Genomic DNA, 22,101 nt, shown 5'->3' with positions numbered 1-22,101 from the left:
ATAAAAAGCCGCGCTTGCGCGGCTTTGTCATGTCTGGCGCAGCCAAGGGGTTTTCTGAATAGCAACATCGCCAGTGGCGATGGCTGCGGCGGGGCTGGTAGAATGCCCGCTTTGCCGTGGGAAGCCTGGAAAATCAAGGGGGGCGCGCACGGATCGCTGCCTGAAATGGGAAGTGCTTTGTAATAAGCTGTAACATGGATCGCTGTAATTCCGGTTTTGCCATGCATACCCCTTGAAACAATAGGATATAGCCCCATCTGCCCGTTAGTGTTGTAAAGATAGTTAGACTAACTCATTTAAGTCATTGATTGTAGGAGCTTTTCAGATGCAAGATCAGGAAAACCAAGCTGTACCTAATCCGCAAGCGGACGCCGCGGCGACTGCCCCATCGACTCCCGCAGAGCCTACTTTGGAAGAGCAGCTGGCGAGTACCGAAGCGCGTCTTGCAGAGATGCACGATGCCTTCATGCGCGCCAAGGCCGATGGCGAAAATATCCGCCGCCGCGCGCAGGAAGATGTTGCTAAAGCGCATAAATTCGCAGTGGAAAGCTTTGCCGAAGCCATGGTGCCGGTGAAAGACAGCCTGGAAACGGCGCTGACGGTGGAAACACCGACCATCGATTCGCTGAAAGAAGGCGTCGAGATGACCCTGAAGCAACTGAACGCCGCGTTCGAGCGCAACCGCCTGGTGGAAGTGTTGCCGGTGCAGGGCGAGAAGCTCGATCCGATGAAACACCAGGCTGTTGCCGTGGTGCCAGCGGACCAGGAAGCCAATACCATCGTGTCAGTCCTGCAAAAGGGCTATATGATTGCGGACCGCCTGCTGCGTCCAGCCATTGTAACGACCGCGCAAGCAAAATAATCAGAGGGCGGCATCAAGCAAGCCTTGAAACCATGCCGCTTTGCCACATATAAGAACCATCTGAAATCTAGCAAATAAAAGGAAAAAAATCATGGGTAGAATTATCGGTATCGATCTGGGAACCACGAATTCCTGCGTTTCCATCATGGAAAACGGTCAACCAAAGGTAATCGAAAACGCTGAAGGCGCACGCACGACGCCGTCGATTATTGCTTATCAAGAAGATGGCGAAATTCTCGTCGGCGCGCCAGCGAAACGCCAGGCCGTGACCAATCCGAAAAACACGCTGTACGCAGTCAAGCGTTTGATCGGTCGCAAGTTCGACGAAAAAGAAGTGCAAAAAGACATCGCGCTGATGCCTTACCAAATCATGAAAGCCGACAACGGCGATGCATGGATCGGCGTACGCGACAAAAAACTGGCGCCGCCGCAAATTTCGGCTGAAGTGCTGCGCAAGATGAAGAAAACGGCAGAAGACTACCTCGGTGAAGAAGTCACCGAAGCCGTCATCACCGTGCCTGCGTACTTCAACGACTCGCAGCGTCAAGCTACCAAGGATGCCGGCCGTATCGCTGGCCTGGACGTCAAGCGCATCATCAACGAGCCAACCGCGGCAGCGCTGGCGTTCGGCCTGGACAAGACCGAAAAAGGCGACCGTAAAATCGCCGTGTATGACTTGGGTGGCGGTACGTTCGACGTGTCGATCATCGAAATCGCGGATGTTGATGGCGAGAAACAATTTGAAGTGCTGTCGACCAACGGCGACACCTTCCTGGGCGGCGAAGACTTCGACCAGCGCGTCATCGATTACATCATCGACGAGTTCAAGAAGATCAACGGCATCGACCTGAAAAAAGATCCGATCGCCCTGCAGCGCATCAAGGCTTCGGCCGAGCGCGCGAAGATCGAATTGTCGTCGTCGCAACAAACCGAGATCAACGAGCCGTACATCGCCATGGCGAACGGCGCACCGGTCCACTTGAACCTGAAGATGACCCGCGCCAAGCTGGAATCGCTGGTGGAAGAGCTGATCACGGCCACGATGGAACCATGCCGTACCGCTATCAAAGATGCTGGCGTGAAAGTGTCGGACATCGATGACATCATCCTGGTCGGCGGTATGACGCGTATGCCGAAGGTACAGGAAAAAGTGAAGGAATTCTTCGGCAAGGATCCACGCAAGGACGTGAACCCGGACGAAGCCGTCGCCGTGGGCGCAGCGATTCAAGGTTCGGTCCTGTCGGGCGAACGCAAGGATTTGCTGTTGCTGGACGTCACCCCTCTGTCCCTGGGTATCGAAACCCTGGGCGGCGTGATGACCAAGATGATCCACAAAAACACGACGATTCCGACCAAGTTCAGCCAGGTCTTCTCGACGGCCGACGACAATCAGCCTGCGGTGACCATCAAGGTCTTCCAGGGTGAGCGCGAAATCGCCGCCGGCAACAAGGGTCTGGGCGAATTCAATCTGGAAGGCATCCCGCCAGCATCGCGCGGCACGCCGCAGATCGAAGTGACCTTCGACATCGACGCCAACGGCATCTTGCATGTCGGCGCGAAAGACAAGGCCACCGGCAAGGAAAACAAGATCACGATCAAGGCCAATTCCGGCTTGACCGAGGCGGAAATCCAGAAGATGGTGAAAGATGCCGAGTTGAACGCGGAAGAAGACAAGAAGGTCAAAGAATTGGCCGAGTCGCGCAACCAGGCCGATGCTCTGGTACACTCGACCCGGAAATCCTTGACCGAATACGGCGACAAGCTGGATGCGGGCGAGAAAGAGAAGATCGAAGCGGCGATCACCGACCTGGAAGCAAGCATCAAGGCGGGCGACAAGGCTGAGATCGACGCCAAGGTGGAAGCACTGTCGAGCGCATCGCAGAAACTGGGCGAAAAAATGTATGCAGACATGCAAGCGCAGCAAGCTGCCGGCGGCGCGGAAGGTGCACAGCAAGCTGCTGGCGCATCGGACGCAGGCGCCAAGCAAGACGACGTTGTTGACGCTGACTTCAAAGAAGTCAAAGACAGCAAGTAATTGTCTTGCGCTCCCATGAACTGGGGGTAGCCGGGCTGAACGCTACATCGCGGGATTAGCCGCGAAGACCGGCCGAGCCGAGTCGCTGCGCCTAGCGCAGCACTCGACTCGGCTTTTTCGTGTAATTTTTACATCAGTAGATAGACTGCAAGGTGCCGACAACATGGCAAAGCGTGATTTTTACGAGACACTCGGTGTCGCAAAAAATGCTTCGGAAGAAGAGATCAAAAAGTCTTACCGTAAACTGGCGATGAAATACCATCCGGACCGCAATCCGGATAGCAAGGAATCGGAAGAAAAGTTTAAGGAAGTCAAAGAAGCCTACGAGATGCTGACCAATCCGGAAAAGCGCGATGCGTATGACCGTTACGGTCACGCTGGCGTGGACCCGAACATGGGCGGCGGTGGCGGCTTCGGCGGCGGTGCTGGCGGCTTTGCCGACAGCTTCGGCGATATCTTCGGCGACATCTTTGGCGGTGGCGGTGGACGCAGCCGCAATGCGGGTCCACAGGTGTACCGTGGCGCCGACTTGCGCTACAACCTGGAAATTACACTGGAGCAAGCTGCTCACGGCTTCGACACGACCATCCGCGTGCCGAGCTGGGACAAGTGCGACACTTGCCACGGCAGCGGCGCCAAGCCGGGCACCTCGCCCACCACCTGCGGTACTTGCGGTGGCCACGGCCAGGTGCGCATGCAGCAAGGTTTCTTCAGCATCCAGCAAACCTGCCCGAAATGCCATGGCAGCGGCAAGGTCATCACCGACCCGTGCACGCCATGCGGCGGTGCCGGTCGCATCAAGCGCAACAAGACCCTGGAAGTGAAAATTCCAGTCGGTATCGACAACGGCATGCGTATCCGTTCGTCCGGCAACGGCGAACCGGGCACGAATGGCGGTCCGTCGGGCGACCTGTATGTGGAAATCCACATCAAGCCGCATGCCGTGTTCCAGCGCGAAGGCGACGACTTGCATTGCGAAATGCCGATCTCGTTCGCCAAGGCGGCCCTGGGCGGCGAAATCGAAGTGCCGACCCTGAACGGCAAAGTGTCGTTCACGATTCCCGAAGGTACCCAGTCGGGTAAAACTTTCCGCCTGAAAGGCAAGGGCATCAAGGGCGTGCGCTCCGGTTACGCGGGCGACCTGTTCTGCCACGTGGCCATCGAAACACCGGTGAAACTGACGGAAAAACAGAAAGACCTGCTGCGCGACTTTGAAAAGTCGACGACCGAGGGCGGTGCCAAGCACAGTCCGCAAAGCAAGACCTGGAAAGACAAGGTCAAGGATTTTTTTGAGTAAGCACACGTAATACCATGCGCCGGGATGCTGAAACATCCCGGCGTTTTTTTCACCACGACTGAGAAATATGCGCGCATCGCCGGCCTATGGGCGCGATCTGCCGCCAACTCAGTCGTACGCACACAATGGGAGCGATATGACCGAACCGAAAAATGGCCTGGCCCTGGCGGAACTGCTGCAGCGTAACCGCCGCTGGGCCGACTCGATGGTGGCGAAAGACCCGAACTTCTTCAAGAATCTGGAAGCGCAAACGTCGCCCGAATACCTGTGGATCGGCTGCTCCGACAGCCGCGTGCCCGCCAACGAACTGCTGGGCATGGCGCCTGGCGACGTGTTTGTGCACCGTAATATTGCCAACGTGGTCGTGCATTCCGACCTCAATTGCCTGTCCGTCCTGCAATTTGCCGTGGACGTGCTGAAAGTCAAACATGTCATCATCGTCGGCCATTACGGCTGCAAGGGCGTGCATGCGGCCATGACGGGCACGCGCATCGGCCTGGTCGACAACTGGCTGCGCCACGTCCAGGACGTGGGCCAGAAGCACGAGCGCTACCTGGGCGACGTGCTGACCAGCCGCCAGCGCGGCGACCGCCTGTGCGAACTGAACGTGGTGGAACAAGTCTTGAACGTGTGCCAGACCACCATCGTGCAAGATGCGTGGGAACGCGGCCAGGAACTCAGCGTCCATGGCTGGGTCTATGGCTTGAAGGATGGCTTGCTGAACGACCTGGAAGTGACCGTCACGGCTGGCCACGAGCTGGCGCCACGCATGGCGGCCCGCCTGGCCCGCTACGAAGCGACGGCGTAAGCCAGCAATGCTGGCGCGGCGCTAAGGTGCCGCGCCTTCCAGGCGGCCCAGGTAGTCGGCCGCCTCCCGCACGCCCTCTTGCGCCGCCTGGCGCAGCCAGGTCTTGGCCTGGGGAATGTCCTGCGGCGTGCCCCGGCCTTCGGCCAGCGCCACGCCATAGTGGTAGCGCGCCAGCCGCGCATAGGCGGCGTCATCATTCGTATGCGCGCCGCGCCGCATCAGCGCCGTCGCCTGCGCCAGGTCCTTGGTCACACCGATGCCCGTTTCATACAGCTGGGCCAGCCAAATCATCGAATACACATCGTTCCAGCGCCGGATGCAATCTTCAAAGATGGCGACGGCTGCCGCGTGGTCGCCCGTCTTGTCGGCCGCATAGCCGTACAAGCACTTGATGCGCTTGTCGCTGTGCACATAGGCTTTGTAGCTGAGATCACTTTCACCCTGGCTATCCTGGGCATGGGCGGGAACGGTCAACAGCAAGGCGAGCAGCAGGGCGTAGGTGGGCATGGCTTTCCTGGGTTAGGGTTAAAGCTTGGTAGATAAGCAAGTTTCGTGCTAGCACCATGCCCGGGCAAGGCCGGTGCTGCTGTGCCAATTCGTGACAGCCGCTGTGGCAGCGTGGCGCAACGCGCCGCGCATATCCATATAGTAAATGCTTCGTTTGCAAGCAAGGCTGGCCGGCATACAGTGGACTTCCCCTGACTCTAGTCGAGTTCCCATGTCGGCCGTCCTGAAACCCGCGTTTTCTTCCAGCCCGTTCCGTATCGAGACTTTCGATGCGCCGCTCGGCGCGCAAGTGCTGGGGCTGGACCTGGCGCAGCCGCTGTCGCTGGGCGACTTCCAGCGCCTGCACCACGCCCACCTCGACCATCACGTGCTGGTGTTCCGCGACCAGCGCATCACGCCGCAGCAGCAAGTCGATTTCAGCCGCCGCTTCGGCCCCCTGCAAATCCACGTGCTGCGCCAGTTCCAGCTGCCCACGCAGCCGGAAGTGCTGATCATCTCGAACATCGTCGAGGATGGCCAGCCCATCGGCCTGGGCGACGCGGGCCATTTCTGGCATTCCGATCTGTCGTACAAGGAAGTGCCCAGCCTCGGTTCCATGTTGCACGCGCAAGAATTGCCGCAGGACGGAGGCGATACCGTGTTTGCCAACATGCACCTGGCGTGGGAAAGCTTGCCGGCCGCGCTGCGCCACGCCGTGCGCGGTGCCCGTGCCGAGCACAGCTACCTGAGCCAGTACGAGGAATTGCGCCGCCGCAACCCATGGCGGCCCGCCCTGACCCAGGCGCAGGTCGATGAAGTCAAACCCGTGACGCACCCCGTCGTGCGCGTGCACCCGGAAACGGGCCGCCGCGCCCTGTTTGTCAGCGAGCATTTCACCACGCGCATCGTCGGCTTGCCCGACGATGAAAGCCGCGCCCTGCTCGATGAACTGTTTGCCCACAGCGTGCGCCCGGAGCATTTATATGTGCACCGCTGGCAGCCGTACGACCTGGTGTTCTGGGACAACCGCTCGCTGATGCACCTGGCGACGGGCTGCCCGCCCGACCAGCGCCGCAAGTTGTATCGCACCACCATCGAAGGCGATGCGCCTTACTGATTTTTTGATTGTTGATCTGACTCAAGGAGTGTCCATGTTGCCGATCTTTAGCTTTGCCCGCCGCCTGCTCGCCGCCATCGCCCTCCTGTGCATGGCCATGCCCATGGCACGGGCTGAAGGGCAGATCCGCATCGCGGGCCAGCATGGCATCACCTTCTTGCTGCTCAATATTGCGCAGGAACAAAAGCTGATTGAAAAGCATGGCAAGCAGCAGGGCGTCGATGTCAAGGTCGAGTGGATCACCCTGTCCGGCGGGCCGGCCATCAATGACGCTTTGTTGTCCGGCAATATCGATATCGCGGGGGCTGGGCTGGGGCCGCTGCTGACCATCTGGGACCGCACCAAGGGAAGGCAGAACGTGCGCGGCGTGGCTTCGCTCGGTAATTTTCCCTACTATTTGATCAGCAACAACCCCAAGGTGAAAACCCTGGCGGACTTGACGGACAAGGACCGCATCGCCTTGCCCGCCGTGTCCGTCTCCGTGCAGGCGCGCATCTTGCAAATGGCAGTGGCGAAGCAGTGGGGCGACAAGGAATTCGCCCGCCTCGATAAAATCACGCAAACCCTGCCGCACCCGGACGCGGCGGCCGCCATCATCGCCGGCGGCACGGAGCTGACCGGTCACTTCGGCAATTCGCCGTTCCAGGAACAGGAACTGGCGCAAAACCCGAACGCCCACATCATCCTGAATTCGTACGACGTGCAAGGCGGGCCCAGCTCGTCGACCCTGCTGTATGCGACGGAAAAGTACCGCAAGGACAATCCGAAGACTTACCGCGCCTTCATCGCCGCCTTGGCGGAAGCGGCGCAGTACGCGAGCAGCAATCCGCAAGGCGCGGCCGACATCTATATCAAGGTGAATAAAAGCAAAGTGGACCGCAATCTGCTGCTGAAAATCTTTGCCAACCCGCAAGTGCAATTCAAGATCGCGCCGCAAAACACCCATGGCCTGGCGCAATTTTTGCACCGCGTGAACGCCATCCGCAACCTGCCCGACAGCTGGCGCGATTACTTCTTTGATGACCCTGCCATCACGCAGGGAGGCTGACATGAACGCACCCGCTTTTCACCTGGTACGTCCGCCAGTCGCCTTACAGCCTTTGCTCAGCGTCAAGAATGTCAGCCTGGAATATCGGACCGAACAGCGCACCGTGCGCGCCACGCATGACGTCAGTTTCGACGTGTTCCGCGGCGACCGTTTTGTGCTGCTGGGGCCATCCGGCTGCGGCAAATCGTCCTTGCTGAAAGCCGTGGCTGGCTTCATCGCGCCGCGTGCGGGCAGCATCGCCATGCAGGGCCAGCCCATCCAGAAACCGGGGCCGGACCGTGTCGTCGTATTCCAGGAATTCGACCAGTTGCCGCCATGGAAAACGGTGCTGGAAAACGTCATGTTCCCCTTGCTTGCCAGCAAGCGGCTGGACAAGGTGGCGGCCCGCGAGCGCGCCCATCACTGGATCGCCAAGGTGGGCCTGGCCGGCTTCGAGGATGCCCATCCGCATACCTTGTCGGGCGGCATGAAACAGCGGGTAGCCATCGCCCGCGCCCTGGCCATGCAGCCGGAAGTGCTGCTGATGGACGAGCCGTTTGCCGCCCTCGACGCTTTGACGCGGCGCAAGATGCAGGAAGAGCTGAGCCGCTTGTGGGAAGAGCTGCGTTTTACGCTCGTGTTCGTCACGCATTCGATCGAGGAAGCCTTGGTCGTGGGCAACCGCATCCTGCTGCTGTCGCCCCATCCGGGCCGGGTGCGCGCCGAACTCAACAGTCACCAGTTCGGCCTGCACAGCGCCGGCAGCGCGGAATTCCAGGCCGCCAGCAGCCGCATCCATGGTTTGCTGTTCGATGAGGAAACCGTTGCCGCCCCGCCAGCACAGACTGCGCACAGGGAGGCCGTATGAGCGCGCTGCTGGAACCGCCCATCCGCCAGGAGTTCGTCTATGCGGCGCCGGCGCCGGCCGGCGTCACCGTCGAGCGGCCGCTGTCGCGCTGGCAGCGCCTGGGCCAGCATGCGCTATGGCGCAAGGCCTTGATTTTGCTCAGCCTGGCCCTGCTGTGGGAAGGCGCGGCGCGCTGGACGCACAATGATTTATTGTTGCCCAGTTTTCTGCAGACGGCGCAGGCATTCATCGGCGGCATCGCCAGCGGCGAATTGCTCACGCGTACGGCCGCGTCCCTGGTCGTCTTGTTGCAGGGCTATGCCGTGGGCGTGCTGGCCGCCTTCGTGCTGACTTTGCTGGCAGTGTCGAGCCGCATCGGGCGCGACGTGCTGGAAACCCTGACGGCCATGTTGAATCCCTTGCCGGCCATCGCCTTGCTGCCGCTGGCATTGCTGTGGTTTGGCCTGGGGCGCGCCAGTTTGATCTTTGTCATCGTTCATTCCGTGATGTGGCCGCTGGCCCTGAACACGTATGCGGGCTTCCAGGGCGTGCCCGACACCCTGCGCATGGCGGGCCGCAATTACGGCTTGAACGGCTTGCGCCTGGTGCTGCACATCCTCGTGCCGGGCGCCTTGCCCTCGATTGTCTCGGGCCTCAAGATCGGCTGGGCGTTTGCCTGGCGCACCCTGATCGCGGCCGAGCTGGTATTCGGCACCACGTCGGGACAGGGCGGCCTGGGCTGGTACATCTTCCAGAACCGCAACGAGCTGTACACGGACAAGGTGTTCGCGGGCCTGGCCGCCGTCATCCTCATCGGCTTGCTGGTGGAAAACATCGGCTTTCGCAGCCTGGAACGCGTCACCCTGAAGCGCTGGGGCATGCAGCGGTAGTTACTTCAGCATGCTGCGCGCCGCCGCGACGATTTGCCGCGACAGCTGCTCCAGGCGCGGCGACTGCACCTTCCACGTGTGCCAGTACAGGGCCACGTCGGCCGGGGTCTTGGGCGTGAGCATTTCCACCAGCTCGCCGTCCGTATTTGCCTTCAGTAACAGCTCGGGCACCATGCCGTAGCCGAGGCCGTAGCGGATGGCGTTGAAGTGCGAGGTGGCGCCCGGCACGTAATGGCAGGGGTAGGCACCTTCGGGCAGCCCCAGCGCCTCTTGCAGGAACGACGATTGCAGGGTGTCCTTGCGCGTGTAGGCGACGACGGGCGCCGTGCGCGCCGCCTTGCGCGTCAGCCCGTGCGCGAACCACTGCTGGCGGAACGCGGGCGTGGCCACCAGCCAGTAGCGCATCACGCCCAGCGGCTCGGCCGTGCAGCCGCGCATGGGCTTGGGCTCCGTGCTGATGCAGCCGATCGCCATGCCCGTTTCCAGCAAGGTGTAGGTGTGGTCCTGGTCTTCCACGGTCAGGTCCAGCAGCACGCGCTCGCGTATCAGCACCTCGGACAGGGCAGGGAAGAACCAGGTACCCATCGAGTCCGCGTTCAGCGCCAGCACCAGGGTCAGCGGGGCATCCTGCTGCACCGCCAGTTCCGCCTGCAAGTCCGCTTCCAGCAGCTTGGCCCGCTTCAGATACTGCATCAGCCGCTGGCCCATGCGCGTGGCGCGTGCGGGACGGCTGCGCACGATCAGCGCGTTGCCCAGCTGGCTTTCCAGCGCCCGCACCCGCTGCGAAATGGCGGGCGACGTCAGGTGCAGCCGCAGCGCCGCCTGCTCGAAGCTGCCCGTTTCGACGACGGCGCGGAACGCTTCCGTGTGCTTGGGATTGAGGTCCATGGTGCGCGCCTAACATAAGAAAAATTTATCAATACTAAATAATACTTACTTTTTATAAGGATAGGTGTGTTGCAGTGCACAATGCTTCTTTGATGGAGTGCCGCGCGCCTGCGCGGGGCCTCCTGGCAGCAAAGGAATGACAATATGGAAACGCAAGATACGGCGCAAGACAGCTCGCAGGACAGCGGCAAAAACAGCGCCACGGCGCGCAAGCCGCCATCCAAGCTGGCGCGCAAGCTGAAATTCGGCCTGGGACTGACCCTGGGCCTGGGCTTGTCCGCAGCCCTGGCGGGTGGCTGGTGGCTGCGCCAGGCGTGGCAGGATTTGCCCGCCGTCGAGCACCTGGCTCAGTACAAGCCCGCGCTGCCGCTGCGCATTTTCTCCAGCGAAGGCGAGCTGCTGGCCGAATACGGCGAAGAGCGCCGCGAATTTCTGCCCTTGAAGGAGATCCCCCTGCGCATGCGCCAGGCCTTGCTGGCCATCGAGGATGCGCGCTTCTACGAACACGGCGCCGTCGATTTCTATGGCCTCACGCGCGCCACGCTCGCCAATGTCGTCACGGGCCATCACGCGCAGGGCGCCAGCACCATCACCATGCAGGTGGCGCGCGACTTTTTCCTGTCGCGCGACAAGACCGTGCAGCGCAAGCTGACGGAGATGCTGCTCGCCTACAAGCTGGAACAGCACTACGGCAAGGACAAGCTGCTGGAGCTGTACATGAACCAGATTTACCTGGGCGAGCGCTCCTACGGCTTTTCCGCCGCCTCGAACATTTATTTCGACAAGCCGCTGGCCGACGTCAGCATCGCCGAAGCAGCCATGCTGGCCGGCTTGCCGAAGGCGCCATCGGCCTACAACCCTGTCGCCAATCCGCAGCGCGCGACCGTGCGCCAGCACTACATCCTGCAGCGCATGCGCGAACTCGGTTACATCACGCCGGCCGAATACACGGCCGCCGTGGCGGAGAAGCTGGCCCTTAACAAGGACCGCAACAGCTCCGTGCACGCGGCCGCGTATGCGGTCGAGGAAGCGCGCCAATTGATCCTGCAAAGCTATCCCGAGGGTGCCTACAGCATGGGCCTGGACGTGACGACGACCATCCGCATGGCGCCACAGCGGGCGGCCGACAAGTCGCTGCGCGATGGTTTATTGAATGCGCAGGCACGGCGCGGCTACCGTGGTCCGGAAGCGCGCCTGGCCGCCTCCGAAGACAGCGTGGCGCGCCAGCTGGCTGCCTATCCGGACAGCGGCGAATTGCGCGCCGCGCTGGTGCGCAAGGTGGAGACGAGCGGCACGCGCCAGGTCAAGGCGCAGCTGCGCAATGGCGACGAGATCGTGCTGACGGCATCGGATGCGCGCCTGGGCGGCAAGCTGCAGTGGGATGGCAAGCGCGCCATCGTCGAGGGCAGCGTGATCCGCGTGGTGTACGACGCGGCAAAAAACCGCTGGCTGGTGAGCCAGTTGCCCGAGATGGAAGGCGCGCTCATTTCCGTCGAGGCGCACAGCGGTGAAATCGTCGCCATGGCGGGCGGCTTCGATTTCTACCGCAACCACTACAACCACGCCATGCAAGCTTACCGCCAGCCCGGTTCCAGCTTCAAGCCCTTCGTGTACTCGGCGGCGCTGGAAAAGGGATACTTCCCTGGCACGGCCGTCGACGATACGCAGCGCCTGCTGCTGCCGCAGGAAACGGGCGCGCAGCCCTGGCGTCCGCGCAATTACGGCAACAACTATGAAGGTTTCATCAGCGTGCGGCGGGGCCTCGTGCGCTCGAAAAACCTGGTGGCCGTCAGCCTGATGCAGGCGGCTGGTCCAGGCTATGTGCAGCACTACGCCACGCGCTTCGGTTTCGAGGGCGCGCGCAATCCCGTTTCCTTGCCGCTGGCGCTGGGTGCGGGCGCCGTCACGCCGCTGCAGCTGGCGCAATCGTATGCCGTGTTTGCCAATGGCGGCGTGCAGATGCCGCCGAAATTGATCAAGGAAGTGCGCAGCCGCAGCGGCGCGGTGCTGTTCAGCGATGCCGCGCCACGCGCCAAGGGAGAACCGGCGCCGGGCACGCAAGTCATCTCCACGCGCAACGCCTACGTCATGGACAGTATGCTGCGCGACGTCGTCAAGAGCGGCACGGGCCGCGGCGCGCTGGCGCTGGGACGCGGCGACGCGGCCGGCAAGACGGGAACATCCAATAACGCGTACGACGCCTGGTTCGCCGGCTATTCCTCGGGCCTCGTCTCCGTCGTCTGGCTCGGCTACGACCAGCCCAAGAGCCTGGGCAACGCCACCGGGGGGACTTTGGCGCTGCCCGTCTGGCGCGATTACATGCAGGTGGCCGTGCAGGGCCGGCGCGAACAGGTGCTGGCCGAACCGGCAGGCCTGTCCCTGCTCGACGGTGATTACGTGTATGCCGAATACCTGGCCGGCGACTGCCTGAAGGATAACTTTGCCTTTATCCACAGCAGCGTCAGTTGCGGCAGCCTGGGTGCGGATACGCGCATGGCGCACGGTGACGCTGGCAATGGCGGCTCCAGCACGGGCACGAACGAGGCGCGCACCCTGAGCGAAGCGCGCGAACGCGAACAAATTCTCAAATCATTTTCGGAAGAGTAAGAGCATGCTGTTATATACGATTTACCTGGTGGCAATTGTCGCCGAAGCGATGTCCGGCGCCATCATGGGCATGCGGCGCGGCATGGATTTGTTCGGCATCTGCATGATCGGCACCGTTACGGCGCTCGGCGGCGGCACGGTGCGCGACGTGCTGCTGGGGCACTATCCTCTGGGCTGGATCGCGCATCCCGAGTACCTGCTGTTTACCATCGGCGCGGCTGTCGTTACGGCCTTTGTCGCGCGCTACCTGCACCATCTGCGCGCCGTCTTCCTGCTGGTCGATGGACTGGGCCTGGTGGCGTTTTGCGTGATCGGCTGCGACATCGCCATGTCGGCCAAGATGCATCCGGCCATCGTCGTGCTGGCGGGGATGATCACGGGCGTTTTCGGCGGCCTGCTGCGCGATATCCTGTGCAACCAGATTCCCCTCGTGCTGCAGCGCGAAGTGTATGCCACCGTGGCCCTGTTTACGGGCAGCCTGTATGTCGGCCTGCTGTACTTCAAGGTCGACAGCTCGGTGGCGCAACTGGCGTCCATCGGCGCCGGTTTCCTGTTCCGCTTCCTGGCTTTGCACTTCGAGTGGCGCCTGCCGAATTTCAATGACGACCGGATTCGCGGATTTGAATAGGGCGCTGGCTTCCTGAATATTTTTACGCGCATTTAACCCCTTTTTCTCCGCCGCTGCGTTTCATGTTGGACACCCCAGCCAACCGGAGAAGAAGCGATGTCCAGCGCCCTCAAGATCACATTGATACTGTCCCTGCTGCTGTCGGCGGGCTGCCACGCCGCCGGCACGGCGCCGCGCAAGACCCTGGCGCCGTTTGCCAGCGAGCAGGCCTTGAGCAGCTACCTGCAGCAGTTGCAGGCGCGCCAGGCGGCACAGCAAAGGGAGCAACAGAAACTGCAGGGCGCCACGGCGCAGTACATGGCGGTACCAGCGCCGGCTCCTCCCGCGCCGATGGTGGCGAAAGCCGCGCCGGCAGCGTCGGCGGAAGCGGCGGAATCCGTCACCAATGTGCAGACGGCGGGCGTGGACGAAGGCGGCATCGTCAAGCTGCATGGCAAGCACCTGGTGATGCTGCGGCGCGGCAAGCTGTTTACCGTGCAGGTGAGTGGCAAGGCCCTGCAGCCCGTCGCCTCGCTCGACGCGTTCGCGCCGGGCAGCGACCCTTCCGGCAGCTGGTATGACGAGATGCTGATCGATCGCGACACGGTGGTGGTGATCGGCTACAGCTACAGCCGGGGCGGCACGGAGATCGGCCTGTTCGACATCGATGCGGACGGCAAGCTGGCCTACCGTGCCACCTACCACTTGCGCTCCAACGACTATTACTCGTCGCGCAACTACGCGAGCCGTTTGATCGGCAGCAAGCTGGTGTTTTACTCGCCCCTGTCGCTGAACTTGCGCCGTGGCGACCCGTTCGGCGGCTTTCCCGCGCTGCGCCGCTGGCGTCCCGACGCCGTGCCATCGGACTTCAAGCGCATCGCCCCAGCCACGCGCATCTACCGCACCGACGAAGACCCCGAGATGGGCGCCGGCCTGACCCTGCATACGGTCACCGTGTGCGACCTGGCGCAGCGCGACATGCGCTGTGAAGCTACCGCCGTGATGGGACCGCAGGGGCGCGTGTTCTATGTGTCGGGCGAATCCGTCTTTGTCTGGACCACGCGGCGCGGTAGCGACTCGGGCGTGTTCCGCATCCCCCTCGATGGCACGGCGCCCAGCGCCCTGAAGGTGGCCGGCGCACCCGTCGACCAGTTCTCGTTCCTGGAAAGCGCGGATGGCCACCTGAACGTCCTGCTGCGCGCAGAAGGCCAGGGCGACGCCATGTGGGATGGCACGCGTGGCCGAGGCGACATGGCGCTGCTGCGCGTGCCATTGGCGTCGTTTTCCGATGGCCGCGACAGTGCGCCAGCCAGCAGCTACAAGGCGCTGCCCGGTGGCGGCGGCTACGGGCTGCAGAACCGCTATGTGGGACCGTATCTGTTGTACGGTAATCCGGGCAATCCCGGACGCCGCAAGGCGGACCAGGCCTGGCCGCGCCAGCCCCTGTATGCCGTAGGCTGGGCCGATGGGGGCAGCGTGCAAGCCTTGTCCCTGCCGCACGGCGTGGAACGCATCGAGGCGCTGGGCGATGACGCCGTGGTGATCGGCGCGCAGGGCAAGGATCTGCACTTCAGCAGCATCCGCCTGGGGGCGCAGGCGGCGATTGCCACGCGCTACATCCGCGCCGATGCGGCGCAGGGCGAGTCGCGCAGCCACGGCTTTTTCTACAAACCGCAAGCGGCGGGGGAGGGCATGATCGGCCTGCCCATCCTGGGCGGGGACGAGCGGCTAGGCTTGAACAAGTCATCGGCTTCCGTGCTATACCTGCGCAACAGCGGCTTGCAATTGACGGAACTGGGCGCGCTGGCGGCCCGGCCCGGCCAGCCCCCGGACGACGGCTGCCGCGCGTCCTGCGTGGACTGGTATGGCAATGCGCGCCCACTGTTCCTGCAGGGGCGGGTCTTAGCCTTGCTCGGCTATGAACTGGTGGAAGGAGCGCTCAAGGAAGGACAGATCCGCGAAGTGCGCCGCATCAGCTATGCGCCCATTGCGTCCACTTTACGCTGAAGGAGCAGGGAAATTGCCGCTGCCGCGCAGTTCGGCTACACTGTTTCGCATGCCCGACACCCTCATTACCGCGACGGATGAAGACCTGATGCTGCGCTACAGCGCCGGCGACCTGCCGTCGTTTCGCGAATTGTACCGGCGCCATAGCCAGGGACTGTACCGATTCGTGGCCTGGCGCGCGCCGCGCCGCGCGTGGGTGGACGAGATCGTGCAGGATGCGTGGGCCAGCCTGCATGCGGCGCGCGCCGGCTACCAGCCGCAGGCCGCGTTTCGCACCTATCTGTACCAGATCGCGCGCAACCGCCTGATCGACCTCCTGCGCCAGCGGGAAGGACAGGAACACGATGACGCGGGCGAACTGGCGGACGAGGGCGCATCGCCGCCGCAATCGCTGGAGCAGAAACAGCAGCACGCGCTGCTGCATGCGGCCATCGCCGCGCTGCCGGCCGAGCAAAAGGAAGCGCTGGTGCTGCAGCAGTTCAGCGGCATGAGCATCCTCGACATCGCCGTGGTGACGGGGGCGGAAGCGGAAACCGTCAAGAGTCGGCTGCGCTACGCCATGCAGAAATTGCGCGCGGGCTTGGACAGCGCCGCTGGCGCGGGAGGACAGGCATGAATACGTACAATCAAGATAACGACGAACGGCACGACGAGGAATTGAACGCGCTGCTGGCCAGCCTGCCGCAGCCCGCGCCTTCCAGCGCGCTCGACGCGGCCATTCTGGCGGACGCGGAAAAAGCCTTGCAGCAGCCGGCGGCCGCGAACGACAGCGCCGATGGCGTGCTGCGCACCTTGCCGGCCAAGAAAGCACCGGACTACCTGCAGCGCTGGCGCGTTCCGCTGGGACTGGCCGCGGCCGTGCTGTTGACGGTGAACCTGATCGGCGTGGACTGGTTCGGCTCGAAGCCGGCGCAATTCCCCGTGGTGGGGGAGCCGGTCACGCAGGAGGTGATGTCCGAACCGGCCGCTGCGCCCGCGACGGAGTCTGCGCCACCGCCCCCGGCACCGCGCGCCATGGCCAAGGCGGTACCGAGGCCGCCGGTGCAGGTCGAGCCAGTGCCGGCACCCATGTCGGCGCCGGTTCCTGCGCCAGCGCCACCGGCCCCACCGCCTCCTGCCACGACAATGCCTCAGGCCATGGAGCAGCAAGCGGCCATGCAGGCCGAGGCCAGCATGCAGCGCCAGGCACCCGTGCAGCGGGCGCTGGCCATGCCCGCGCCCGTCGTGGCCCGCTCTGCGCCGATGCCGCCACCGGCAAAGCTCGACGCTTCCGTCTGGCTGGTGAAGATCGACGCCTTGCTCAAGGCGGGCGAAGGGGCGCTGGCGCACGAGGAGTGGACGGCGTTCCGGCAGGCGTATCCCGATTATCCCGTGGCCGAGGAATTGCAGCGGCGCCTGGAAAAGAAGTAGCGGAAGTTAAACGATCCCCTTCCTGCGTTCCCACACGGCGCTGCCCACGAAAATGGCGGCGCACACCCACATCACGGCCGGCAGCGCGTTGACGCCCACCGATTGCATCAGGACGCCCGTCAGCAGGGGGCCGCCACCGCTGGTCACGCCCCAGGTGGCGTTGACGATGGCGCTGGCGCTGGTCAGCGACAGTCCCGTGAAACGTTCGCCGCAGGCCACCAGCGCCAGCATGTAGATGCCGCCCGCCGCCGCGCCCAGCAACAGCAGCAAGGTCCACCACAGCCACGGCGTGCCGACGGCGAACGGCAGCAGCGGCAGCAGCAGGCAGACGGCCACGCCGCAGCCCGCGTGCACTTTGGCGCGGCCGAAGCGGTCGGCCATCCATCCGAGTACGAATTGCAGGCCCGTGTCGCCCACCAGCACCACGGTGGCTGACAGCAGGGCCAGGTCCGTGCCGATGCCGTGCTCCATCGCGTACAGGGGCAGCAAGCTCAATGCCAGCGTGTCGAACAGGGCGAAGAAGGCGGCGCCCAGCACGATCATCGGCATGCGCGGCAGGATCAGGGTCCACTTCACGCCATGTTCTTCCGGTTCGCGTTCCGGGCCGCTGTTCGAGATCAGCATCAGGCCCGGCACGGCCAGCAAAAACAGCAGGCCGCAGGCGGCGAAGCTCCAGCTGATCTTGTCGTTGAACAGCGCCACGAGGGCAGGGCCGATCAGCTGAAAGAAAGTAAAACTGGTGGTGTACATGGCCACCACGCGGCCGCGCGAATTATCGGGCGCCAGGCGGTTCACCCACGCTTCGCCGATGGTAAACAGCACGCCCATGGCGCCGCCGAACAGGAAGCGCAGTACGCTCCACGCCAGCAGGTGGTCGGTGAACTGCATGGCGATCGTCGCCAGCGACGCCACCCAGACGGCGCCCAGCATGGTGGCGCGCGCGCCGAAGCGTCCCACCCAGCGCGAGACGAATGGCGAGGCGGCCAGGATGCCGAGGGCGCTGACGGCCGTGATCATGCCGATGATGTCCGTGCCCACGCCGCGCTGGTGCAGGGTCAGCGCGGTGAGCGGCATGGTGGCGCCCAGGCCCAGGCCCACCACGCCGATGCTCACCACGAGAGCGAAGAAGTCGCGCCATGGCATGTGCTTCATGGCTGCTCCCGCAGGGGGGAACAGGTATTTGGAAAGGCTGGGAAACGGTGTGGATGCATGGGAAAGTAGGGGACTTTGCCGGTGGCGCTGGTATTTGGCGCCGGACGGGCATATGATGATTTTAACAAAGGCAATATTGCAAAGCCGTAGTGTAGGCGATGTGTGCCGCCGCTGGCCACGGCCATCGGTGTGGCCGCCCCTGCCGGCTCTGCTGTACAGTGAAGCGAGCGGCAGCGCCGTCATGGGCTGTCATTGGATCGTCACGCCAGCGAGGTAGCACTCTATGCGCCGTCCCATCGTTCTCGTCCCCGCCTGCCAGCGCCAGCTTGGCAGCCACGCCTGGCACATGGCGCAGGACAAATACCTGCACGCCGTGTTGCACGGCGCCGGCTGCATGCCGCTGCTGCTGCCCGCCCTGGGCGCAGCTGCGGACCTGGAAGCGGCGCTGCACATCGCCGACGGCGTCATGCTGACAGGTTCCGCCTCGAACGTCGACGCGCGCCTGTATGGCGAAGACATCCTGCATCCCGACCTGCCGCAAGACCCCGCGCGCGACGCCACCACCTTGCCCCTGATCCGCGCCGCGCTGGCGCGCCAGCTACCCTTGCTGGCAATCTGCCGCGGCTTCCAGGAAGTCAATGTGGCCCTTGGCGGCAGCCTGCACCAGGCCGTGCACGCCGTGCCGGGCATGATGGAGCACCGGGAGAATGTGCTCGATCCCCTGGCGCGCCAGTACGCGCCCGCGCACCGCATCAAGCTGATGCCCGACGGCCTGCTGTCGCGCCTGCTGGGCGGCGAGAGCGAGATGATGGTCAATTCCCTGCATGGCCAGGGCGTCGCCCGGCTGGCCGACGGCTTGCTGGTGGAAGCCCTGGCCGACGACGGCCTGGTGGAAGCGTATAGCGTGGCCAGCGCCCCCGGTTTTACCCTGGCAGTCCAATGGCACCCGGAATGGCAGGTGGAAGACAATCCGCAGTCGATGCGCCTGTTCGATGCCTTTGGCCAGGCTTGCCGCGATTACCAGGAACAGCAGCACAGAAAGGAAAGATAACAGGCAAGGATGACAGGCGCGCCGCACCGGCACCATGCGGCGCTTAATCAGGAAAAGCGCAAGACCAACGAGAGGGAAACATGGCAATACGCGAAAATTTCACCTATACGGATATGGATTTGTGGCTCAATGAAAAGCGCGTCACGGAAATCGAATGCCTGGTCCCCGATTTGACGGGCGTGGCGCGGGGGAAGATCCTGCCGCGCGGAAAATTCACCCAGGAGCGCGGCATGCGCATCCCGGAAGCGGTGCTGGGCATGACGGTGACGGGCAATTACCCGGTCGACGATGGCGGCTACGACCGCGCCATTTCCAGCACCGACCGCGACATGATCTTGAAGGCCGATCCCACCACGATCACCATGGTGCCGTGGGCCACGGATCCTACCGCGCAAGTCATCCACGATTGCTATTTCGCCGACGGCATGCTGGTTGATTTCGCCCCGCGCTCCGTGCTGCGCCGCGTGCTGAAACTGTATGCGGACAAGGGCTGGAAACCCGTGGTGGCGCCGGAGCTGGAGTTCTATCTGACGGCGAAAAACACGGACCCGGACCTGCCCTTGAAGCCGCCCATCGGGCGCAGCGGCAGGGCCGAGACGAGCCGCCAGGTGTACAGCATCGACGCCGTCAACGAGTTCGACCCGCTGTTCGAGGATATCTACGATTACTGCGAACTGATGAACCTCGACGTCGACACCTTAATCCACGAGATCGGCGCAGGGCAGATGGAAATCAACTTCCTGCACGGCGATCCGCTGGGCCTGGCCGACAAGGTGTTTTTCTTCAAGCGCACCCTGCGCGAAGCGGCCCTGAAACACGATATGTACGCCACCTTCATGGCCAAGCCCATGGCGGGCGAACCGGGTTCCGCCATGCACGTGCACCAGAGTGTCGTCGATGCGAAGACGGGCCTGAACATCTTCAGCAACGAGGACGGTTCGGCTGCGCCTATCTTCAAGCATTACATCGCGGGCCTGCAGCGCTACATGCCGTCGGCCATGGCCATCGTCGCGCCCTACGTGAATTCATATCGCCGCATCGTGCGCCACACGGCCGCGCCCATCAACATCCAGTGGGGCCTGGATAACCGCACGGTGGGCTTCCGCGTGCCCGAGTCGGGCGTGCAGGACCGGCGCGTGGAAAACCGCATCATCGGCGCCGATGCGAATCCCTACCTGGCCCTGGCCGTCACCCTGGCCTGCGGCTACCTGGGCATGACGGAACAGCTGGAAGCGACGCCGATGATGGTGGGCAGCGCCTACGACATGAAGTTCGAACTGCCGCAAGGCTTGCCCGAGGCTCTCCAGTTGCTGCGCGCGGAAGACAAGCTGCGCACGGTACTGGGCGAGCGCTTCATCGACGTGTATGCGGCCATCAAGGACCTGGAGCACCAGGAGTTCATGACGGTGATCAGCCCGTGGGAGCGCGAACATCTTCTGCTCCACGTATAGGAAAGGATCGCAATGAGCACAACCAACCATCCGCTGGCGCCGAGCGCCGCTTTTGTATCCTCCGTGGCGCAGAAAAACGCGGCGCCGCAGGTGTACGACACGGCCGCCATCCAGCAGATGGACTCGGCCCACTACCTGCACCCGTTCACCGATTTCCAGGACCTCGCCAGCAAGGGGGCGCGCGTGATCGTGCGCGGCGACGGTGTCTACCTGTGGGATAGCCAGGGCAAGAAAATCGTCGATGGCATGTCGGGCCTGTGGTGCGTGAACGTGGGTTATGGCCGCACGTCGATCTCGCAAGCCGTGTACCGGCAAATGGAGACGCTGCCCTTCTATAACAGCTTCTTTGGCACGACGAACGTGCCGGCCGCGCAGCTGGCGGCCAAGCTGGCGCAGATATCGCCGCCGCAGTTCGGCCACGTGTTCTTCACCAGCTCCGGCTCCGAGGGCAACGACACGAATTTGCGCATGGTGCGCCGCTACTGGGATATCCTCGGTTACAAGGAGCGCCACACTATCATCAGCCGCCATAACGCGTATCACGGCAGCACGGTGGCGGGAGCGTCGCTGGGCGGCATGGATGGCATGCATGCGCAGGGCGGTATGCCGATACCCGGCATCGCGCACATCGGCCAGCCCAATTACCTGGAATCGGGTCGCGGCTTGAGTCCCGAGGAATTCGGTATCAAGGCGGCTGGCTGGCTGGAAGACAAAATCCTGGAAATCGGCGTCGACAAGGTGGCCGCCTTCATCGGCGAACCGGTACAGGGCGCCGGCGGCGTCATCATCCCGCCATCGACCTACTGGCCCGAGATTCAGCGTATCTGCGACAAGTACGGCATTTTGCTCATCGCCGATGAAGTCATCTGCGGATTCGGCCGCCTGGGGCGCTGGTTCGGCTCCGAACTGTTCGGCATCAAGCCCGACCTGATCACCTTTGCCAAGGGTGTCACCTCGGGCTACGTGCCGCTGGGCGGCGTGCTGGTGGGGGACAGGGTGGCCAAGGTGCTGATCGAACAGGGCGGCGAATTCACGCACGGTTTCACGTATTCAGGCCACCCCGTGGCCTGCGCGGCCGCGCTGGAAAATATCCGCATCATCGAGGACGAGCAACTGGTGGCCAAGGTGGCCGAGGATACGGGACCGTACCTGAAACAGTGCTTTGCCAGCCTGGGCGAACATCAGCTGGTCGGTTATGCGGACAGCTGTGGCCTGGTCGCGGGCCTGAACCTGGTGCGTCGGAAGGGCGCCAGCGTGCACGAGAATGAACTGTTCGACGAGAACCAAGGCGTGGGCATGATCTGCCGCGGCCACATGTTCGACAATGGCGTCATCATGCGCGCCGTGGGCGAGCGCATGATCGTCGCCCCGCCGCTGGTCATGACGCGCGCGCAGATCGACGAAATGGTGGGCTTGATACGCGTGTGCCTGGACAAGACCCATGCGGAGGTGCAGGCGAAGGGCTGGGTGTAGGTTTTTGCCCCATTTTGCCGCCATCTGCGCATTTTTTGGACCGCAATGGCGGCAGTTCCGCTAAACTTCCATCCTGGCCGCTCTTT

Annotated in this window: 19 protein-coding genes; 16 read left to right on the top strand and 3 right to left on the bottom strand. The window is 63.2% G+C overall.

Going from position 1 to position 22,101, the window contains the following annotated elements; translation table 11 throughout:
- Positions 1-325: 325 nt before the first annotated feature.
- From grpE to can, 4 genes are all read left to right on the top strand, one after another.
- Positions 326-862, top strand: coding sequence for a nucleotide exchange factor GrpE (gene grpE / locus VPH40_RS15640; RefSeq protein ID WP_251350097.1), 537 nt, complete (start codon positions 326-328; stop codon positions 860-862).
- 91 nt (positions 863-953) lie between these two features.
- A complete protein-coding gene (gene dnaK / locus VPH40_RS15635; protein ID WP_070290878.1) occupies positions 954-2,897 on the top strand; it encodes a molecular chaperone DnaK in 1,944 nt (647 codons plus the stop codon).
- A 163-nt stretch (positions 2,898-3,060) separates the two neighbouring features.
- Positions 3,061-4,194 (top strand): molecular chaperone DnaJ, encoded by a 1,134-nt coding sequence (gene dnaJ / locus VPH40_RS15630; protein ID WP_086147258.1) that lies wholly within the window; start codon positions 3,061-3,063, stop codon positions 4,192-4,194.
- Positions 4,195-4,330: 136 nt separating this feature from the next.
- Entirely contained in the window at positions 4,331-5,002 is a 672-nt protein-coding gene (gene can, locus VPH40_RS15625) for a carbonate dehydratase (RefSeq protein WP_290599984.1), read from the top strand.
- 21 nt (positions 5,003-5,023) lie between these two features.
- Here the strand turns inward: can and VPH40_RS15620 are convergent, their stop codons facing one another.
- Positions 5,024-5,509, bottom strand: coding sequence for a tetratricopeptide repeat protein (locus VPH40_RS15620; RefSeq protein ID WP_328573911.1), 486 nt, complete (start codon positions 5,507-5,509; stop codon positions 5,024-5,026).
- Between the two features lie 211 nt (positions 5,510-5,720).
- On the opposite strand from VPH40_RS15620, the gene VPH40_RS15615 reads away from it, so the two are divergent.
- Genes VPH40_RS15615 through VPH40_RS15600 form a run of 4 tightly spaced genes read left to right on the top strand, consistent with a single transcriptional unit; the run spans position 5,721 to position 9,369 of the window.
- Positions 5,721-6,605, top strand: coding sequence for a TauD/TfdA dioxygenase family protein (locus tag VPH40_RS15615; RefSeq protein ID WP_328573910.1), 885 nt, complete (start codon positions 5,721-5,723; stop codon positions 6,603-6,605).
- 34 nt (positions 6,606-6,639) lie between these two features.
- On the top strand, positions 6,640-7,653 hold the full coding sequence (locus VPH40_RS15610; RefSeq protein WP_370385290.1) for an ABC transporter substrate-binding protein: 1,014 nt from the start codon (positions 6,640-6,642) through the stop codon (positions 7,651-7,653).
- A 1-nt stretch (position 7,654) separates the two neighbouring features.
- Complete coding sequence (locus VPH40_RS15605; RefSeq protein ID WP_328573909.1) at positions 7,655-8,500, top strand: ABC transporter ATP-binding protein; 846 nt, start codon at positions 7,655-7,657, stop codon at positions 8,498-8,500.
- Positions 8,497-9,369 (top strand): ABC transporter permease, encoded by an 873-nt coding sequence (locus VPH40_RS15600; protein ID WP_328573908.1) that lies wholly within the window; start codon positions 8,497-8,499, stop codon positions 9,367-9,369. The genes VPH40_RS15605 and VPH40_RS15600 overlap by 4 nt, the downstream gene beginning before the upstream one ends.
- On the opposite strand, the gene VPH40_RS15595 is transcribed toward VPH40_RS15600, so the two are convergent.
- The gene (locus VPH40_RS15595) at positions 9,370-10,257 is read right to left on the bottom strand and encodes an HTH-type transcriptional regulator ArgP (RefSeq protein WP_099666334.1); all 888 of its coding nucleotides are present in this window, start codon (positions 10,255-10,257) and stop codon (positions 9,370-9,372) included.
- A 144-nt stretch (positions 10,258-10,401) separates the two neighbouring features.
- Here VPH40_RS15595 and VPH40_RS15590 point away from each other — a divergent pair, with 144 nt between their 5' ends.
- From VPH40_RS15590 to VPH40_RS15570, 5 genes are all read left to right on the top strand, one after another.
- Positions 10,402-12,864 (top strand): penicillin-binding protein 1A, encoded by a 2,463-nt coding sequence (locus tag VPH40_RS15590; RefSeq protein ID WP_328573907.1) that lies wholly within the window; start codon positions 10,402-10,404, stop codon positions 12,862-12,864.
- A 4-nt stretch (positions 12,865-12,868) separates the two neighbouring features.
- The gene (locus tag VPH40_RS15585; protein WP_328573906.1) at positions 12,869-13,492 is read left to right on the top strand and encodes a trimeric intracellular cation channel family protein; all 624 of its coding nucleotides are present in this window, start codon (positions 12,869-12,871) and stop codon (positions 13,490-13,492) included.
- Between the two features lie 96 nt (positions 13,493-13,588).
- On the top strand, positions 13,589-15,478 hold the full coding sequence (locus tag VPH40_RS15580; RefSeq protein WP_328573905.1) for a beta-propeller domain-containing protein: 1,890 nt from the start codon (positions 13,589-13,591) through the stop codon (positions 15,476-15,478).
- 49 nt (positions 15,479-15,527) lie between these two features.
- Positions 15,528-16,094, top strand: coding sequence for a sigma-70 family RNA polymerase sigma factor (locus VPH40_RS15575; protein WP_328573904.1), 567 nt, complete (start codon positions 15,528-15,530; stop codon positions 16,092-16,094).
- A complete protein-coding gene (locus VPH40_RS15570) occupies positions 16,091-16,888 on the top strand; it encodes a hypothetical protein (RefSeq protein WP_328573903.1) in 798 nt (265 codons plus the stop codon). The genes VPH40_RS15575 and VPH40_RS15570 overlap by 4 nt, the downstream gene beginning before the upstream one ends.
- 6 nt (positions 16,889-16,894) lie before the next feature.
- Here VPH40_RS15570 and VPH40_RS15565 read toward each other — a convergent pair whose 3' ends face one another.
- Positions 16,895-18,040, bottom strand: coding sequence for an MFS transporter (locus VPH40_RS15565; RefSeq protein ID WP_251350105.1), 1,146 nt, complete (start codon positions 18,038-18,040; stop codon positions 16,895-16,897).
- A 283-nt stretch (positions 18,041-18,323) separates the two neighbouring features.
- Between VPH40_RS15565 and VPH40_RS15560 the strand changes: the two genes are divergently transcribed.
- The 3 genes from VPH40_RS15560 (at position 18,324) to VPH40_RS15550 (ending at position 22,015) form a co-directional block, all read left to right on the top strand.
- A complete protein-coding gene (locus VPH40_RS15560) occupies positions 18,324-19,091 on the top strand; it encodes a gamma-glutamyl-gamma-aminobutyrate hydrolase family protein (protein ID WP_328573902.1) in 768 nt (255 codons plus the stop codon).
- Positions 19,092-19,171: 80 nt separating this feature from the next.
- Complete coding sequence (locus VPH40_RS15555; RefSeq protein ID WP_034788700.1) at positions 19,172-20,542, top strand: glutamine synthetase family protein; 1,371 nt, start codon at positions 19,172-19,174, stop codon at positions 20,540-20,542.
- Positions 20,543-20,554: 12 nt separating this feature from the next.
- On the top strand, positions 20,555-22,015 hold the full coding sequence (locus VPH40_RS15550; protein WP_328573901.1) for an aspartate aminotransferase family protein: 1,461 nt from the start codon (positions 20,555-20,557) through the stop codon (positions 22,013-22,015).
- The last annotated feature ends 86 nt before the right edge of the window (positions 22,016-22,101 follow it).

The sequence above is a fragment of the Janthinobacterium sp. P210005 genome, assembly GCF_036231865.1.
Lineage (GTDB): Bacteria > Pseudomonadota > Gammaproteobacteria > Burkholderiales > Burkholderiaceae_D > Janthinobacterium > Janthinobacterium kumbetense.
Note: the sequence above shows the minus strand (reverse complement) of the source record. Positions and strands in the feature narration are given on the sequence as shown.

Excerpts from the sequence above, each read along its gene's own strand:
- VPH40_RS15555 (WP_034788700.1), top strand. The coding sequence starts at position 19,172 with ATGGCAATACGCGAAAATTTCACCTATACGGATATGGATTTGTGGCTC.
- VPH40_RS15550 (WP_328573901.1), top strand. The coding sequence starts at position 20,555 with ATGAGCACAACCAACCATCCGCTGGCGCCGAGCGCCGCTTTTGTATCC.
- can (WP_290599984.1), top strand. The coding sequence starts at position 4,331 with ATGACCGAACCGAAAAATGGCCTGGCCCTGGCGGAACTGCTGCAGCGT.
- VPH40_RS15590 (WP_328573907.1), top strand. The coding sequence starts at position 10,402 with ATGGAAACGCAAGATACGGCGCAAGACAGCTCGCAGGACAGCGGCAAA.
- VPH40_RS15610 (WP_370385290.1), top strand. The coding sequence starts at position 6,640 with ATGTTGCCGATCTTTAGCTTTGCCCGCCGCCTGCTCGCCGCCATCGCC.
- VPH40_RS15620 (WP_328573911.1), bottom strand. The coding sequence starts at position 5,509 with ATGCCCACCTACGCCCTGCTGCTCGCCTTGCTGTTGACCGTTCCCGCC.
- VPH40_RS15605 (WP_328573909.1), top strand. The coding sequence starts at position 7,655 with ATGAACGCACCCGCTTTTCACCTGGTACGTCCGCCAGTCGCCTTACAG.
- dnaK (WP_070290878.1), top strand. The coding sequence starts at position 954 with ATGGGTAGAATTATCGGTATCGATCTGGGAACCACGAATTCCTGCGTT.
- VPH40_RS15570 (WP_328573903.1), top strand. The coding sequence starts at position 16,091 with ATGAATACGTACAATCAAGATAACGACGAACGGCACGACGAGGAATTG.
- VPH40_RS15585 (WP_328573906.1), top strand. The coding sequence starts at position 12,869 with ATGCTGTTATATACGATTTACCTGGTGGCAATTGTCGCCGAAGCGATG.
- dnaJ (WP_086147258.1), top strand. The coding sequence starts at position 3,061 with ATGGCAAAGCGTGATTTTTACGAGACACTCGGTGTCGCAAAAAATGCT.
- VPH40_RS15575 (WP_328573904.1), top strand. The coding sequence starts at position 15,528 with ATGCCCGACACCCTCATTACCGCGACGGATGAAGACCTGATGCTGCGC.
- grpE (WP_251350097.1), top strand. The coding sequence starts at position 326 with ATGCAAGATCAGGAAAACCAAGCTGTACCTAATCCGCAAGCGGACGCC.
- VPH40_RS15615 (WP_328573910.1), top strand. The coding sequence starts at position 5,721 with ATGTCGGCCGTCCTGAAACCCGCGTTTTCTTCCAGCCCGTTCCGTATC.
- VPH40_RS15595 (WP_099666334.1), bottom strand. The coding sequence starts at position 10,257 with ATGGACCTCAATCCCAAGCACACGGAAGCGTTCCGCGCCGTCGTCGAA.
- VPH40_RS15565 (WP_251350105.1), bottom strand. The coding sequence starts at position 18,040 with ATGAAGCACATGCCATGGCGCGACTTCTTCGCTCTCGTGGTGAGCATC.
- VPH40_RS15580 (WP_328573905.1), top strand. The coding sequence starts at position 13,589 with ATGTCCAGCGCCCTCAAGATCACATTGATACTGTCCCTGCTGCTGTCG.
- VPH40_RS15560 (WP_328573902.1), top strand. The coding sequence starts at position 18,324 with ATGCGCCGTCCCATCGTTCTCGTCCCCGCCTGCCAGCGCCAGCTTGGC.
- VPH40_RS15600 (WP_328573908.1), top strand. The coding sequence starts at position 8,497 with ATGAGCGCGCTGCTGGAACCGCCCATCCGCCAGGAGTTCGTCTATGCG.